Source organism: Brevundimonas sp. VNH65 (assembly GCF_049445955.1).
In the GTDB taxonomy this organism is placed as follows: Bacteria; Pseudomonadota; Alphaproteobacteria; order Caulobacterales; family Caulobacteraceae; genus Brevundimonas.
The window spans coordinates 119,026-131,716 of record NZ_JBMSDX010000004.1; the positions used below are offsets into that span (position 1 = coordinate 119,026).

The window sequence follows — 12,691 nt, forward strand, 5'->3', positions numbered from 1 at the left end:
TCAGACCCTGGAGATCACCAGGGTCCCGTTGGTGCCGCCGAAGCCGAAGCTGTTCGACATCACAGTGGTCAGCTCGACGTCCTTGCGCTCGCGAAGGATGGGCATGCCCTCGAACTCGGGGTCCAGGTTTTCAATGTGGGCGCTCTCGGCGGCGAAGCCGTTGTTGAGCATCAGGATCGAGTAGATCGCCTCCCACACCCCGGCGGCGCCGAGCGAGTGGCCGGTCAGGGACTTGGTCGAGGAGATCAGGGGCATGTCGGCGCCGAAGACGTTGCGCACCGCGCCCATCTCCTTGGCGTCGCCGACCGGGGTCGAGGTGCCGTGCGGGTTCAGATAGTCGATACGGCGATCGCCGGCCATCTTCATGGCCAGCTTCATGCAGCGTTCGGCGCCTTCGCCCGAGGGCGCGACCATGTCGTACCCGTCCGAGTTGGCGCCGTAGCCGACGACCTCGCCGTAGATGGTCGCGCCGCGCGCCCTGGCCCGCTCATATTCTTCCAGCACGACGATTCCGGCGCCGCCGGCGATGACGAAGCCGTCGCGGTCCTTGTCATAGGCGCGGCTGGCGACCGAAGGGGTCTCGTTGAAGTTGGACGACATGGCGCCCATGGCGTCGAACATGTTGGACATGGACCAGTCGATGTCCTCGCAGCCGCCGGCGAAGACCACGTCCTGCTTGCCCCAGGCGATCTGTTCGGCGCCCGCGCCGATGCAGTGGGCCGAGGTCGCGCAGGCCGAGGAGATCGAATAGTTGACGCCCTTCATCTGGAACCAGGTGGCCAGAACGGCCGAAGGACCGGACGACATGGCCTTGGGCACGGCGAAGGGGCCGACGCGCTTGGGCGAGCCGCGCTCCATGGTCGTCTGGGCGGCCTGCAGGATGACCTGGGTCGAGGGGCCGCCCTCGCCGACGATCAGGCCGATCTTCTCGTTCTGGATCTCTTCCGCCGTCAGGCCGGAGTCCTTCAGCGCCTCTTCGAAGGCGATGTGGGCCCAGGCGGTGCCGTTGGAGAGGAAACGAGCGGCGCGGCGATCGACCAGCGGGGCCCAGTCCTCGGCGGTGTGTCCGAGGGCCGGCGGAGCCCAGACCTGGGAGCGGAAGCCGTATTTGATGTGATCGGGGGCCGCCTTCACGCCCGAACGCGCCTCGCGCAGGGAGGTCAGGACCTCGGACACGCCCGTGCCGATGGAGGAGACGATGCCCAGGCCGGTGACGACGACACGCCGCATGGAGGTTTCCTTCTTCCGGGACGCCGCAAGGGGGCGTCACGCCTTCTGAATCCCGCGTTGCCCGCGGTGTTGTCGAACGAGACTAGACTATTCGCCGGCGGTTTCGGAGGCCGTCGCGCCGAACAGGCCGACCCGCATGTCGTTGCAGGTATAGATCACCTGACCGTCGGCCTCGAGCACGCCGTCGGCGATGCCCATGACCAGCTTGCGATTGATGACCCGCTTCAGGTCGATCTTGTAAACCACCTTCCTGATGTCCGGCGTGACCTGGCCGGTGAACTTCACCTCGCCGACGCCGAGCGCGCGGCCGCGGCCCGGACCGCCGATCCAGCCCAGATAGAAGCCGACGAGCTGCCACATGGCGTCCAGACCCAGGCAGCCCGGCATGACCGGGTCCCCGATGAAGTGGCACTGGAAGAACCAGAGGTCCGGGTTGATGTCGAGTTCGGCCTCGACATAGCCCTTGCCGTGGGCGCCGCCGTCCGAGTTGATCGTGACGATGCGGTCGAACATCAGCATCGGCGGGGCCGGAAGCTGGGCGTTGCCCGGGCCGAACAGTTCGCCCCGGCCCGAGGCCAGAAGGGCGGCGTGGTCGAAGGACGACGGATATTGGGACTGGCTCAAGGCGGGCTCCGCGGAACTGTGGCGGCCCGGTTACACCAGCGGCCCGTCCGGCTCAACCTCGCTGCGTCAGTCCGCCCGACCGGTTCCGGCGGGACGACCGGCGTCGCACAGGGCCCGATCCTGCACCCCGAACAGGGCCGACTGGGGCGCCCAGCCGTGAACCTTGCGCCCGCCCAGGTCGCACCAGCCGTCGCGGCACTGGTCCAGGGCGATGACGGCGCGGGGGGCCAGGCGGGCCCGGACGGCGGCGTCCTCCGAGCGTCCGGCCCGGAGCGGAAGCTCCCGGTGCGACCGGTTGAAGACGGTGCGTCGGCCGGAGACGACGCTGCGGTGAACCCAGGCGACGGCCCCCTCGGGATCGCAGATCTTTCGCCACTCGCGGGTCTCGGCGATGACCTGGACCGGCAGGCCGGCGGCCCGGTACTCCCACAGAATGCGATGGTCGAGACCGGGGCCGTGCCGCGCCCGGACCTCGTCCGATTTCAGAGACAACCAGCGCGGCACGGGCTGGCGGGAGGGCGTGGGCCGGCCGTCCGGCATCACGGCCGTCGGTTCCGCCGCCGCGCCCAGCAGGAGGGCCGAGGCGGCGATCATCAGGGGCAGGGCGCGGCGACGTGGCGCGGCGACGCGCGCGTCGGCCCTTTTGATCCCGCTCGCAGCTTTGCTAGACACGCGTGACGACCCGTCGCGAGCGGCCCGATCCCACAGGTGCGGACCGCGTGAATTCCGAGGCCCAGATGTCCACCCGCAAGCTTAAGGTCGTGTTAACCCGGCGGCTGCCGGACGCGGTGGAAACCCGGATGCGGGAGCTGTTCGACGCTGAGCTGAATCTCAAGGATCAGCCGATGGATCGCGCCGCGCTGGAGGCGGCGGTGCAGCGCGCCGACGTCCTGGTGCCGACCATCACCGACGAGATCGACGCGGACCTGATCAACGGGGCGGGCGAGCAGTTGAAGATGATCGCCAATTTCGGCGCAGGGGTCGACCATATCGACATCGACGCGGCCGTGGCGCGCGGGATCATCGTCACCAACACTCCCGGCGTCCTGACCGAGGACACGGCCGATCTGGGCATGGCCCTGATCCTGGCCGTCAGCCGCCGCATCGTGGAAGGCGCCAATGTCGTCGCCGAGGGCAGGTTCCAGGGCTGGACCCCGACCTGGATGTGCGGGCGCAAACTGTGGGGCAAGCGGCTGGGCGTCGTCGGCATGGGCCGGATCGGCCAGGCCCTGGCGCGGCGGGCCAAGGCCTTCGGCATGCAGGTCCATTATCATAACCGGAAACCCGTCTCGGAGCGGATCGCCGAGGAGCTGGGCGCGACCTGGTGGGACGATCTGGACGAGATGCTGGCCCGGATGGACGTCGTCTCGCTGAACTGCCCGGCGACGAAGGACACCCATCACCTGCTGAACGCCGACCGCCTGGCGCGGCTGCAGCCGCACGCCGTCCTGATCAACACCGCGCGCGGCGAACTGATCGACGAGGCGGCCCTGTCGGAGGTGGTGGCGCGTCGCGGTCTGGCGGGCGTCGGGTTGGACGTGTTCGAGAACGAGCCGGCCATCCATCCGGGCCTGATCGGCCACCCCAATGTGGTGCTGTTGCCCCACCTGGGCTCCGCGACCCTGGAGGCGCGTCAGGACATGGGCGACCGGGTGATCCTGAACGTCATGACCTTCCAGAACCAGCACCGCCCGCCGGACCGGGTCATCCCGGCGATGTTGTAGTCAGGCGTTTGCAATGGATGAGATTGACACGGGCTGCTCGGGTCCTTCGCGCAGAACGGTTCTGACGGCCGCGGCCGCCCTGGCCGCTTTCACCTCGGCGGGGAAGGCCGTCGGCCAGACGGTGCGACCGCACGCGCTAAGCGACTTCTTCACTGACGACCAGACCCTGGACGTGGCCCTGTCGCCGGACGGCAGCCGCATCGCCATCATCAGGGAGTTGCGGTCCGACGGTCGTCGCCGGGCGGTGCTGGACCTGATTTCCGCAGACGACCCTTCGAGGCCGCCGGTGAGGACGCCGCTGGGGGACTTCGATTGCGAGGCGATGCAGTGGGCGAACGATTCCCGGGTCCTGATCCGCATCCTGGTCACGGCCGAGGTGAACGTCGCTCACGACACCGCCCAGACCCTGGTGCGGGCCGGGCGACGCGAGATCAGTTCGCGGCGCATGATCTCGGTCGATCCCGCGACCGGCGCGGCGGTGGTCCTGTTCGACAACGACCGCCGCCGCATGCGTCGGTCGCGGGAGCTGGGGCTGGTGGTCGATACCCTGCCGAACGACCCCGACAACGTCCTGATGATCTCCACGACGTCGGTCGGCATGGCCGCGCTCTACAGGGTCAATGTGATGACCGGCGCGGCGACGCAGTTCGAGCGCGGGGGAAACAAGACAGTCGGCTGGTCCAGCCATGATGGTGTTCCGGTGCTCCGCTACGACCTGTCAGGCCGCCGATATGATCTGATCGACGTCCTGGCGCGGCCGCCGGGCGGGACGGATTGGAAGCTGTTGCGCCGCCTGAGGCTTGAAGACGCGCCGGATTTTTCCTGGATTTCGGGAACGGACCGGCCCGGCGTTGTCGTCGTCTCGGCGCGTCAGGAAGGCGAGAATGTCGAATCCGTGCGCGAACTGGATCTCGGGACCCTGGCGTTCGGCCCGCCGATCGCGGCGCGGGAAGGCCATGACGCCACGGGCGGCCTGAGCGACAACAGGGGCCGCTACATGGCCGCGACCTTCTGGGGCGACCGGCTGGAGTATGAGTTCGCCGACAGGGCGCTGGCGCCGCACCACCGCGCGATGAATCGCTTCTTCGAGGACCGGTGCAATGTCGCGCTTGTGGGGTCCGACGCGAAGACCAATCGCCTGCTGGCCTATGTCAGCGGACCGCAGGAGCCGGGCGCCTGGTACCTGTATGACCGGACTGCGCGCAGCTTCGTCAACCTGACCGCCCGCACCATGCTCGAGGCCGGGCGCCTGGCGCCGATGGAGCCGCTGAGGGTCACGACCCGTGACGGCGCTGCGATCACCGCCTATCTGACGGCGCCTCCCGGCGGAGCGCCAGGGCCGTTGGTGGTGATGCCGCACGGCGGGCCGGAAGTGCGAGACACGGTGGAATGGGACCGGCAGGTTCAGGTTCTGGCCGCTCAGGGCTGGTGGGTGTTGCAGCCCAATTTCCGGGGATCAGGCGGCTATGGCGCAGCCTTCGCCCAGGCGGGATGGCGGCGTTGGGGCGAGCGGATGCAGGAAGACGTCGAGGACGCCGTGGCCCATGCGTTGAAACTGCGCGGGCTGGACGCCAAAAGGGTCGCGATCATGGGCGCCAGCTATGGCGGCTATGCGGCGCTGATGGGGGCGGTGCGGCGGCCGGACCTCTACAAGGCGGCGATCTCGATCTGCGGCGTGGGAGATCTGCCCGACATGCTCAACTGGGAAAAGGTCCAGGACGACGGTCCGGGCCAGCCCAGCTTCAACTTCTGGAGCCGTCGCATCGGCCAACCGGGCGTGGACGACGCCATGATGGTCGCCGCCTCGCCCCGCCGCCGGGCCGGAGAGATCGTTTGCCCCGTCCTGCTGGTCCACGGCGTCGATGACCCGGTGGTGCCGGTAAGCCAGTCGCGACGCATGCACGACGCCCTGCGTGCGGCGGGCAAGACAGTGGAGTTGGTCGAGGTGCCGGATGCCGGGCATGGCGACTGGGAGGACGCCGACGAGAAGGCGCTGCTCGAACGCTACGTCGCCCTGCTGTCCCGCGCCTTCGCCTGATCCGAACAGGCGCCGCACGTCGGATCAGCCGCCACTCGCACCGTGCGGCTCGTTCCCGCCAGGCCGTCGTAGAGCATCAGACGGCCGGTCAGGGGTTCGCCGGCGCCGGTGATCAGCTTGATCGCCTCCAGGGCCGCCATGGCGCCGATGACGCCGGTCAGGGCGCCCACCACGCCCACGCGGGCGCAGGTTTCGGCGTCGGGCGGGGCCTCGGGGACCAGGCACTGATAGCAGGGGCGGCCCTGGAACACAGCGACCTGGCCGGTCCAGCGGCCGAGGGCTGCGGAGACGAGGGGCTTTCCGCCGGCGACGCAGGCGGCGTTGACGGCGAAGCGGGTGCTGAAATCGTCCGTGCCGTCGATGACGAGGTCGTGGGCTGCGATCAGGGCGGCCGCGTTGTCAGGTGTCAGGCGCAGGCCGTGGCCTTCGACCGAGACGTGGGGGTTGGTCCGGGCCAGGCGGGCGGCGGCGGCCTGGACCTTGGGGGCGCCGATGTCGGCGTCGGAGAACAGGATCTGGCGCTGGAGGTTGGACAGGGCGACCGTGTCGTCATCGACCAGACCGATCGTCCCGACCCCGGCGGCCGCGAGGTACAAGGCCGCCGGTCCGCCCACGCCCCCCGCGCCGACGATCAGGACCCGGGCGGCCGCCAGCCTCTGCTGCCCGGGCCCGCCGATCTCCGACAGCACCAGATGCCGGGCGTAGCGTTCGACTTCGGCGTCGGAAAAGGGCGCGGGCGTTTGCGGCATGGCCCTATCTAGGGCTTGGGGGGCCGGATGTCAGGCGGCGGCGTCGAGGCGCTGCAGTTCGGTCAGCAGACTTTCGGCCTCGGCGAGGTCGAGGGAGTCCAGGCCGCGCCCGGCGAGCAAGGCCCGCCCGCCGGTGGTCATCGGCAGGTGGCGCATCGGCTCGTCGCCATAGCGGCGCGCGGGCGTGGGTCCGTCGGTCAGAAAGCGCAGGTTCGAGTGACGCGCGTCCGCCTTGAGCTTGCGGATCAGCCGGTCGAGGTCGACCCGGCCGCCCTCGATCACCTGCAGGAACCGACCTTCGTGGTGCAGCAGGGCGCCGAACAGGCGGTCGCGGCGATTGTTCACCGCCGACACGCCGAGGATTTCCGCGAGCGACTGCAGATTCGAGCCGACACCGGTGGCGGCGTCACTGACGTAGATCGCGCGTTGAAGCACCCGCGAGTCTCCCTGATGGCGAATGTCGGAAATTTAATGATGAATGGTACCGGTTACATTGGGTCAAAATATGGCGAAGCTGCCCCGTTTGGGAATGATATTGCAAAGCTTGAAGCCTCGAGCCCGCCACGCCATCTGCAAGCCATGGAACAGACGCGCTTTTCCGCCGACGCGGCGGCCTCACCCGGCTGGCACGGCACCACCATTCTGGCGGTGCGAAAGAACGGCCGGACCGTCATCGCCGGGGACGGCCAGGTTTCGATGGGGCCGACCATCGTCAAGGGCGCGGCGCGCAAGGTGCGCGTTCTGGCGGGCGGGCGGGTGCTGGCGGGCTTCGCCGGGGCGACGGCCGACGCCTTCACCCTGATCGAACGGCTGGAGGCCAAGCTGGAGCAGTATCCGGACCAGCTGGCGCGCGCCTGCGTCGATCTGGCCAAGGACTGGCGGACGGACCGCTATCTCCGTCGTCTGGAGGCGATGCTGCTGGTCGCCGACGCGAGCTCGATCTTCACCGTCACCGGCGTCGGCGACGTGCTGGAGCCGGAGCATGGGGTGGCGGCGGTGGGGTCGGGCGGCAACTACGCCCTGGCCGCGGCCCTGGCCCTGAGCGAGAATTCCGACCTCGACGCCGAGGCCATCGCGCGCAAATCGATGGCCATCGCCGCGAGCATCTGCGTCTACACCAACGGCAATCTGACGGTGGAGACGCTTTAAGCCCGGGCGCGATCTTCGCGACCCGGTCACTCACGTCATGAGGCGAGAGGGGGTGGGTCAGGCCCCGCCGCCGTTCGAGAAATCCAGGTCCCGCCTGGCGGCGATGATCGTCACGATGAACCCGGCCAGGACGTCCAGCATGACCATGGTCAGGATCAGGAAGAAGGTCGAGGTGGCGAAGCCCCGGATCAGCAGGAACTCCACCAGGCAGACCACGAAGACAATCAGCGAAAGGGCGTGATTGACGATCGCCACCTTCTGGCTGGACGTGGACTTCAGCAGTTCGAAGAACAGCAGGATCAGCGCCAGGAACAGGATCAGGTCGCCGACCCCCACGCTCCAGTTGGCGCCCGAGGTCATCGGGATGCTGAACACCGGATCGCGCAGGATCTCGTCGGCGGCGGCCAGGCCGCCCTGGCCCGAGGCGCCCCACAGGACGACGATGTTGTAGAGCACCACCGGGATGAGCAGCAGCGGCAGGGCGATCAGCATGACGGTTCCCCGAAGGCGACCCCTGGGGGCGCGACGGCCTTAAGGATAACGCGGCTCGCGGCCGACCGCCACGCCTGCTCGCGCGACGGGCGAATCAGGCCTCAGAACTCGGTGACGGCGCCCGGCCGTCGGGAGCGGGTCTTCAGCCACATCACGCCCTGCAGGTCCGACCAGGAGGCCATCAGCCGTCCCCAGTTGGTGTATTTCGACCGCCCGGTCTCGCGGTGCCGGTGATCGACGTCCAGATACCGGTTCTGGAATCCCTCGCGGATCATGAGGGCGGGCAGGTAGCGGTGGATGTGATCGAAATAGGGAAGGGCCAGGAAGGCGTCGCGACGAAAGGCCTTCAGTCCGCACCCCGTGTCGTCGGCGTCGTCGCCCAGCAGCCGTTTGCGGATGCGGTTGGCCCACAGCGAGGCCCATTTCTTGGCGCCGGTGTCCTGACGCCGGGCGCGGACCCCGCCGACCAGGGCCACATCGGGCGGCGCGGCGGCGAGGGCGTCGGCCAGGCGGGGGCCGTCGTGCGGCGGATTCTGGCCGTCGCCGTCCAGGGTGACGATGATCGGGCCGCGGGCCGCCAGCACGCCCGTGCGCACGGCCCGGCTCTGGCCCGCATTCGCGCCGTGGGCCAGCACCCGCAGGGTCGGCAGGTCGGCCATCGCGGCCCGCAGTTCCGCCAGGGTCGAATCGCGACTGGCGTCGTCCACGAAGATCATCTCGTAGCGGCGCCCGGCGAAGGCCTGGGCGATCTCGCGGGCCAGCGGCACGGCGGCGCCGGATTCGTCATGGACCGGAACGACGACGGAAATGTCGGGCGGGACGTCGGATGTCATGAGGGGCTTCTAGCGCAGCGGGAGGCCACGACAAACCATCGTGTCCGGCGCCGCTTCCGGCGACGGTGGCGAGCGTGATACGACGAGCGCATGAAGCGACCCGAACTGGATCATCTCATCGTCGGTTGGCGCGGGCCGCTGCTGGCGGGACTGCTGACCCTGCTGGCCGGTCTGCCGGGCCTGTTGCTGCTGCCGCCGCTGGACCGGGACGAGAGCCGTTACGCCCAGGCCACCTCGCAGATGCTGGAGACCGGCGATTTCGTCGATATCCGCTTCCAGGACGAGCCTCGGTGGAAAAAGCCGGTCGGCATCTACTGGATGCAGGCGGCGTCGGTCGCGGCGACCTCCAACGTCGAGGATCGCCAGATCGCGCCCTATCGCCTGCCGTCCCTGCTGGGTGCGGTGCTGGCGGCGGTGGCGGCGGCCTGGGCGGGCGCGGCCCTGTTCGGCAATCGGGCCGGGTTCCTGGCGGGCGCGATCCTGGGGACCACCTTCCTGCTGTCCAGCGAGGCGGGGATCGCCAAGACCGACGCCATGCTGTGCGGGGCCGTGACCCTGGCCATGGCCGGACTGGCGCGCATCTATATGGCGTCGCGGGCGGGAGAGACGCCGCAACGACCGCACAAGCTGATGTTCTGGATCGGCCTGGGGCTGTCGGTGCTGGTCAAGGGGCCGATCGGCCTGATCGTCATCGTTCCGGCCGTCCTGGCGCTCTGCCTGTGGGATCGCGATGCGCGCTGGCTGAAGCGGCTGGGCTGGGGCTGGGGGCTGCCGCTGACGGCGCTGATCGTCGGTCCCTGGGCCATCGCCATCACCATCGCAACCGACGGCGGCTTCTGGCGCGAGGCCATCGGCGGCGACCTCGCGCCCAAGATCGCGGGCGCTCACGAAAGCCATGGCGGATTCATCGGCCTGTATGTGCTGCTGGCGCCGCTGCTGTTCTTCCCGGCGACCCTGCTGTTGCCCGCCGCTGTGTCGGCCGGATGGCATCGGCGTGCAGAGCCGGCGATCCGGTTCCTGGTGTGCTGGGTCGTTCCCGCCTGGATCATCTTCGAACTGGCCCCGACGAAACTGGCCCACTACACCCTGCCGACCTTCGGCGGCCTGGCCATTCTCGCCGCCGCCGCCGTGGTGCAGCCGATCGGAAAGGTGTCGCGCCTCACCGGCGCCCTGCTGTCGGTCGTCGCCGCCGTGCTGATCTGCGGCATCGCCGTCTATGGCCTGACGGCGTTCGGCGGATCGACGGCCCAGACCTGGGCGGCGATGACGGTGGCGTTCGCGGCCCTGGCGGGCTTCGGCGGCGCCTTCCTGTTGCTGAACAGGGCGGCGGTCACAGCGGTCCTGACCGCGCTGGTCTGCGGCGTCCTGGCCCATGCGGCCCTGTCGGGAACCATCCGGCAGTTGCGGCTGCTGGCGGTGGCTCCGCAACTGGTCAAGGCCATGGATCGGGCCGGTCTGTCGCCGCGTCAGGGCCTGATCCCCGGACCGGTGGCCATCACCGGTTTTCATGAGCCGAGCTTTGTCTTCCTGACCGGACGCGACACCGAACTGACCGACGCGGCCGGCGCGGCGCGGGCCCTGGCCGAGGGCCGGCCGGTCTTCGTGGAGCGGGCCGACCGCACGGCCTTCCTCGCCCTCGTCGGTCAAGGCGGGATGACGCCTCGCGAGGTGGAGACCGTGCGCGGCCACAACTATTCCACCGGCGACGACGTGGCCCTGACCCTGTTCGCCCCGGCGCGACGCGCCGCCGTTCGCGCGCCGGCCGCCGCCGCGCCTGTCGCCCCGCCCGGTGCGTCGGCGGTCGTCGAGGCGGGTGAATGAGCCGCCGCATCGAGATCGTCGAGGTCGGCCCGCGCGACGGTCTGCAGAACGAGGCCACGATCCTGGATCCGGCGACGCGGATCGAGATGGTGCGGCGCCTCGAGGCCGCCGGCGCCCGGCGCATCGAGGCGGTCAGCTTCGTTCACCCCAAATATGTGCCCCAGATGGCCGGGGCGGAAGAGGTCATGGCCGGACTGGCGCCGGAGGCGGGCCGCAGCCGTATCGGCCTGGTGCTGAACGCCCGGGGCTATGACCGCGCCCTGACCACGGCGGTGGACGAGGTGAACGTCTCGGTGGCCGCCACCGACGGCTTCGGCCTGAAGAACCAGGGCCTGGACCGGGCCGGCCAGCAGGCGATGCTGGAGGAGATCATCGCCCGGCGTCACAATGCGGCGGCGGGCCAGGCAGCGCCCGGGTTGTCCGTGACCGTGTCCTGCGTCTGGGGCTGTCCCTTCGACGGCGAGGTGTCGGTCGATCAGGTCGCCGACGTCGTCGGCCGCATCGCCGCCCTGGGCGTGTCTGAGATCGGCCTGGCCGACACCATCGGTGTGGGCGACCCCTGGTCAGTTACCCGCAAGGTCGAGGCCGCGCGGAAGGCGGCGCCGGACGCCGTCTTGAGGCTGCATTTTCACGACACCCGCAACACCGGCCTGGCCAACGCCCATGCGGCGGTCGAGGCGGGGGTGGAGGTGCTGGACGCCTCCGTCGGCGGCATCGGCGGCTGTCCGTTCGCGCCGGGCGCCACGGGAAACATCGCGACCGAGGATCTGGTCTATATGCTGGAGCGGGCCGGGTTCGACACCGGCTATGATCTGGACGGTCTGATCGAATCGGCGCGCTGGATCGGCGAAAAGATCGGCCGACCCGCGCCCAGCGCCCTCAGTCGCGCCGGCGGTTGGCCCAGGGTCGGCTGATCCAGGGGAGCGGGAAGGCCGTCAATCCCGGCCCTGACGCCGCCAGGCCAGGGCGGCGACGACGCAGGCGCCGAACAGGGCGCCCTCGACCAGGCCGGTCGTGGTTCGGGTCAGGGGGCCCAGGCCGGCTTCTCCGAACAGGGCGCCGACGGCGTCGAGATGCAGGCGCGAGGCCGGGAACCGCTCCGACAGGGAGGCCAGGCTGCCGGCCATCAGGCGACCGCCCGACAGCACGATCAGAAGGGCGGCCGCGCCCGTGACCACGGCGCCGAGGGCGGATGCGCGCAGCGGCCCGGCGTCCTGGGCGCGCCAGGCCGCCGCTCCGACAGCGGCCCCGAGCAGCAACCCCTCGAAGGCCCCGGTGATCCGGGCCGGAGCCTGACCGAACAGCAGGGTGAAGGCGTCCATGCCGATCAGCCGGACCGCCGCGCCGGTCGCCAGTCCGCCCAGGCCAGCGCCGAGGATCGCGCGGGAGGTCAGTCGCGCCGTCCCGAAATCGGCGGCGGCCAGGCCCAGGCCGACGCCGGCCCCGCCCATCAGACCCACACCGCCGGTCAGGCAGGCGAGGACGGCCAGGGTCGAGACGCCTCCGCTCTCGGCGCCCAGGCCGACCAGCCCGTATCCGATCCCGCCGATCAGTCCGGCGATCAGGCCTCCGACCGACGTCGTGGCGGCGCGACCCAGGAACCGCCCCCACCGGACGTCGGCGGCGGGAATGTCGAGGGACGGCGGTCCAGCCGTCGGCCGGCTGTCGGCGTCCGTCCTGACCTCGGCGATGAAGCGATAGCCGTGCCGGGGCGCGGTTTCGATGAAGGTCGGCCGGACCGCATTGTCGCCCAGGATCCGACGCAGGGTGCGGATGCACTGGGTCAGGGCCTCGTCGGTGACCGGCACGCCCTTCCAGACCTCGGTCATGAAGCGGTCCTTGGCCACCAACCGGCCGGGTTCGGACGCCAGCAGGATCAGGGCGTCGAGGTACCGGGCGTTGATCGCCACCGGCGTCCCGTCGCGCGTCAGTCGTCGATCTTCGACATTCAGGGCGAACTCGGCGAAGCGGATCACCTCTCCCATCAGTTTTCAGCCCGATCTCAGATTTCCCTCATGCCGCTCAGCCCTC

The 12,691-nt window shown here is 69.9% G+C and carries 13 protein-coding genes; 5 read left to right on the forward strand and 8 right to left on the reverse strand.

Annotation, left to right across the window (positions count from 1 at the left end):
* The 3 genes from fabB to ACO2Q1_RS08955 form a co-directional block, all read right to left on the reverse strand.
* A complete protein-coding gene (fabB, locus tag ACO2Q1_RS08945) occupies positions 1-1,230 on the reverse strand; it encodes a beta-ketoacyl-ACP synthase I (protein WP_423329155.1) in 1,230 nt (409 codons plus the stop codon).
* An 87-nt stretch (positions 1,231-1,317) separates the two neighbouring features.
* Entirely contained in the window at positions 1,318-1,854 is a 537-nt protein-coding gene (gene fabA / locus ACO2Q1_RS08950) for a 3-hydroxyacyl-[acyl-carrier-protein] dehydratase FabA (RefSeq protein WP_423329156.1), read from the reverse strand.
* A 66-nt stretch (positions 1,855-1,920) separates the two neighbouring features.
* Complete coding sequence (locus tag ACO2Q1_RS08955) at positions 1,921-2,526, reverse strand: SH3 domain-containing protein (RefSeq protein ID WP_423329157.1); 606 nt, start codon at positions 2,524-2,526, stop codon at positions 1,921-1,923.
* Positions 2,527-2,591: 65 nt separating this feature from the next.
* Here ACO2Q1_RS08955 and ACO2Q1_RS08960 point away from each other — a divergent pair, with 65 nt between their 5' ends.
* The gene (locus tag ACO2Q1_RS08960) at positions 2,592-3,578 is read left to right on the forward strand and encodes a 2-hydroxyacid dehydrogenase (RefSeq protein ID WP_423329158.1); all 987 of its coding nucleotides are present in this window, start codon (positions 2,592-2,594) and stop codon (positions 3,576-3,578) included.
* Positions 3,579-3,591: 13 nt separating this feature from the next.
* Positions 3,592-5,616 (forward strand): alpha/beta hydrolase family protein, encoded by a 2,025-nt coding sequence (locus tag ACO2Q1_RS08965; RefSeq protein ID WP_423329159.1) that lies wholly within the window; start codon positions 3,592-3,594, stop codon positions 5,614-5,616.
* Here the strand turns inward: ACO2Q1_RS08965 and ACO2Q1_RS08970 are convergent.
* Together ACO2Q1_RS08970 and ACO2Q1_RS08975 are read right to left on the reverse strand one after the other, a co-directional pair.
* Complete coding sequence (locus tag ACO2Q1_RS08970) at positions 5,583-6,365, reverse strand: HesA/MoeB/ThiF family protein (protein ID WP_423329160.1); 783 nt, start codon at positions 6,363-6,365, stop codon at positions 5,583-5,585. The genes ACO2Q1_RS08965 and ACO2Q1_RS08970 overlap by 34 nt on opposite strands.
* 30 nt (positions 6,366-6,395) lie before the next feature.
* On the reverse strand, positions 6,396-6,800 hold the full coding sequence (locus ACO2Q1_RS08975) for a BLUF domain-containing protein (protein ID WP_423329161.1): 405 nt from the start codon (positions 6,798-6,800) through the stop codon (positions 6,396-6,398).
* 144 nt (positions 6,801-6,944) lie between these two features.
* Between ACO2Q1_RS08975 and hslV the strand changes: the two genes are divergently transcribed.
* On the forward strand, positions 6,945-7,514 hold the full coding sequence (gene hslV, locus ACO2Q1_RS08980; RefSeq protein WP_423329162.1) for an ATP-dependent protease subunit HslV: 570 nt from the start codon (positions 6,945-6,947) through the stop codon (positions 7,512-7,514).
* 57 nt (positions 7,515-7,571) lie between these two features.
* On the opposite strand, the gene ACO2Q1_RS08985 is transcribed toward hslV, so the two are convergent.
* Positions 7,572-8,006, reverse strand: coding sequence for a hypothetical protein (locus tag ACO2Q1_RS08985; RefSeq protein ID WP_423329163.1), 435 nt, complete (start codon positions 8,004-8,006; stop codon positions 7,572-7,574).
* A gap of 101 nt (positions 8,007-8,107) precedes the next feature.
* Entirely contained in the window at positions 8,108-8,839 is a 732-nt protein-coding gene (locus ACO2Q1_RS08990) for a glycosyltransferase family 2 protein (protein WP_423329164.1), read from the reverse strand.
* A 90-nt stretch (positions 8,840-8,929) separates the two neighbouring features.
* Between ACO2Q1_RS08990 and ACO2Q1_RS08995 the strand changes: the two genes are divergently transcribed.
* Positions 8,930-10,660 carry an ArnT family glycosyltransferase gene (locus ACO2Q1_RS08995; RefSeq protein ID WP_423329165.1) on the forward strand — a complete coding sequence of 577 codons (1,731 nt, stop codon included), beginning with the start codon at positions 8,930-8,932 and terminating at the stop codon, positions 10,658-10,660.
* Positions 10,657-11,574 (forward strand): hydroxymethylglutaryl-CoA lyase, encoded by a 918-nt coding sequence (locus tag ACO2Q1_RS09000; RefSeq protein ID WP_423329166.1) that lies wholly within the window; start codon positions 10,657-10,659, stop codon positions 11,572-11,574. The genes ACO2Q1_RS08995 and ACO2Q1_RS09000 overlap by 4 nt, the downstream gene beginning before the upstream one ends.
* A gap of 21 nt (positions 11,575-11,595) precedes the next feature.
* On the opposite strand, the gene ACO2Q1_RS09005 is transcribed toward ACO2Q1_RS09000, so the two are convergent.
* Positions 11,596-12,636 carry a winged helix-turn-helix domain-containing protein gene (locus ACO2Q1_RS09005; RefSeq protein WP_423329167.1) on the reverse strand — a complete coding sequence of 347 codons (1,041 nt, stop codon included), beginning with the start codon at positions 12,634-12,636 and terminating at the stop codon, positions 11,596-11,598.
* Between the last annotated feature and the right edge of the window lie 55 nt (positions 12,637-12,691).

Coding starts and splice junctions, on each gene's coding strand:
- fabB (WP_423329155.1), bottom strand. CDS start 1,230: ATGCGGCGTGTCGTCGTCACCGGCCTGGGCATCGTCTCCTCCATCGGC.
- ACO2Q1_RS08960 (WP_423329158.1), top strand. CDS start 2,592: ATGTCCACCCGCAAGCTTAAGGTCGTGTTAACCCGGCGGCTGCCGGAC.
- ACO2Q1_RS08965 (WP_423329159.1), top strand. CDS start 3,592: ATGGATGAGATTGACACGGGCTGCTCGGGTCCTTCGCGCAGAACGGTT.
- ACO2Q1_RS08970 (WP_423329160.1), bottom strand. CDS start 6,365: ATGCCGCAAACGCCCGCGCCCTTTTCCGACGCCGAAGTCGAACGCTAC.
- hslV (WP_423329162.1), top strand. CDS start 6,945: ATGGAACAGACGCGCTTTTCCGCCGACGCGGCGGCCTCACCCGGCTGG.
- ACO2Q1_RS08985 (WP_423329163.1), bottom strand. CDS start 8,006: ATGCTGATCGCCCTGCCGCTGCTGCTCATCCCGGTGGTGCTCTACAAC.
- ACO2Q1_RS08990 (WP_423329164.1), bottom strand. CDS start 8,839: ATGACATCCGACGTCCCGCCCGACATTTCCGTCGTCGTTCCGGTCCAT.
- ACO2Q1_RS08995 (WP_423329165.1), top strand. CDS start 8,930: ATGAAGCGACCCGAACTGGATCATCTCATCGTCGGTTGGCGCGGGCCG.
- ACO2Q1_RS09000 (WP_423329166.1), top strand. CDS start 10,657: ATGAGCCGCCGCATCGAGATCGTCGAGGTCGGCCCGCGCGACGGTCTG.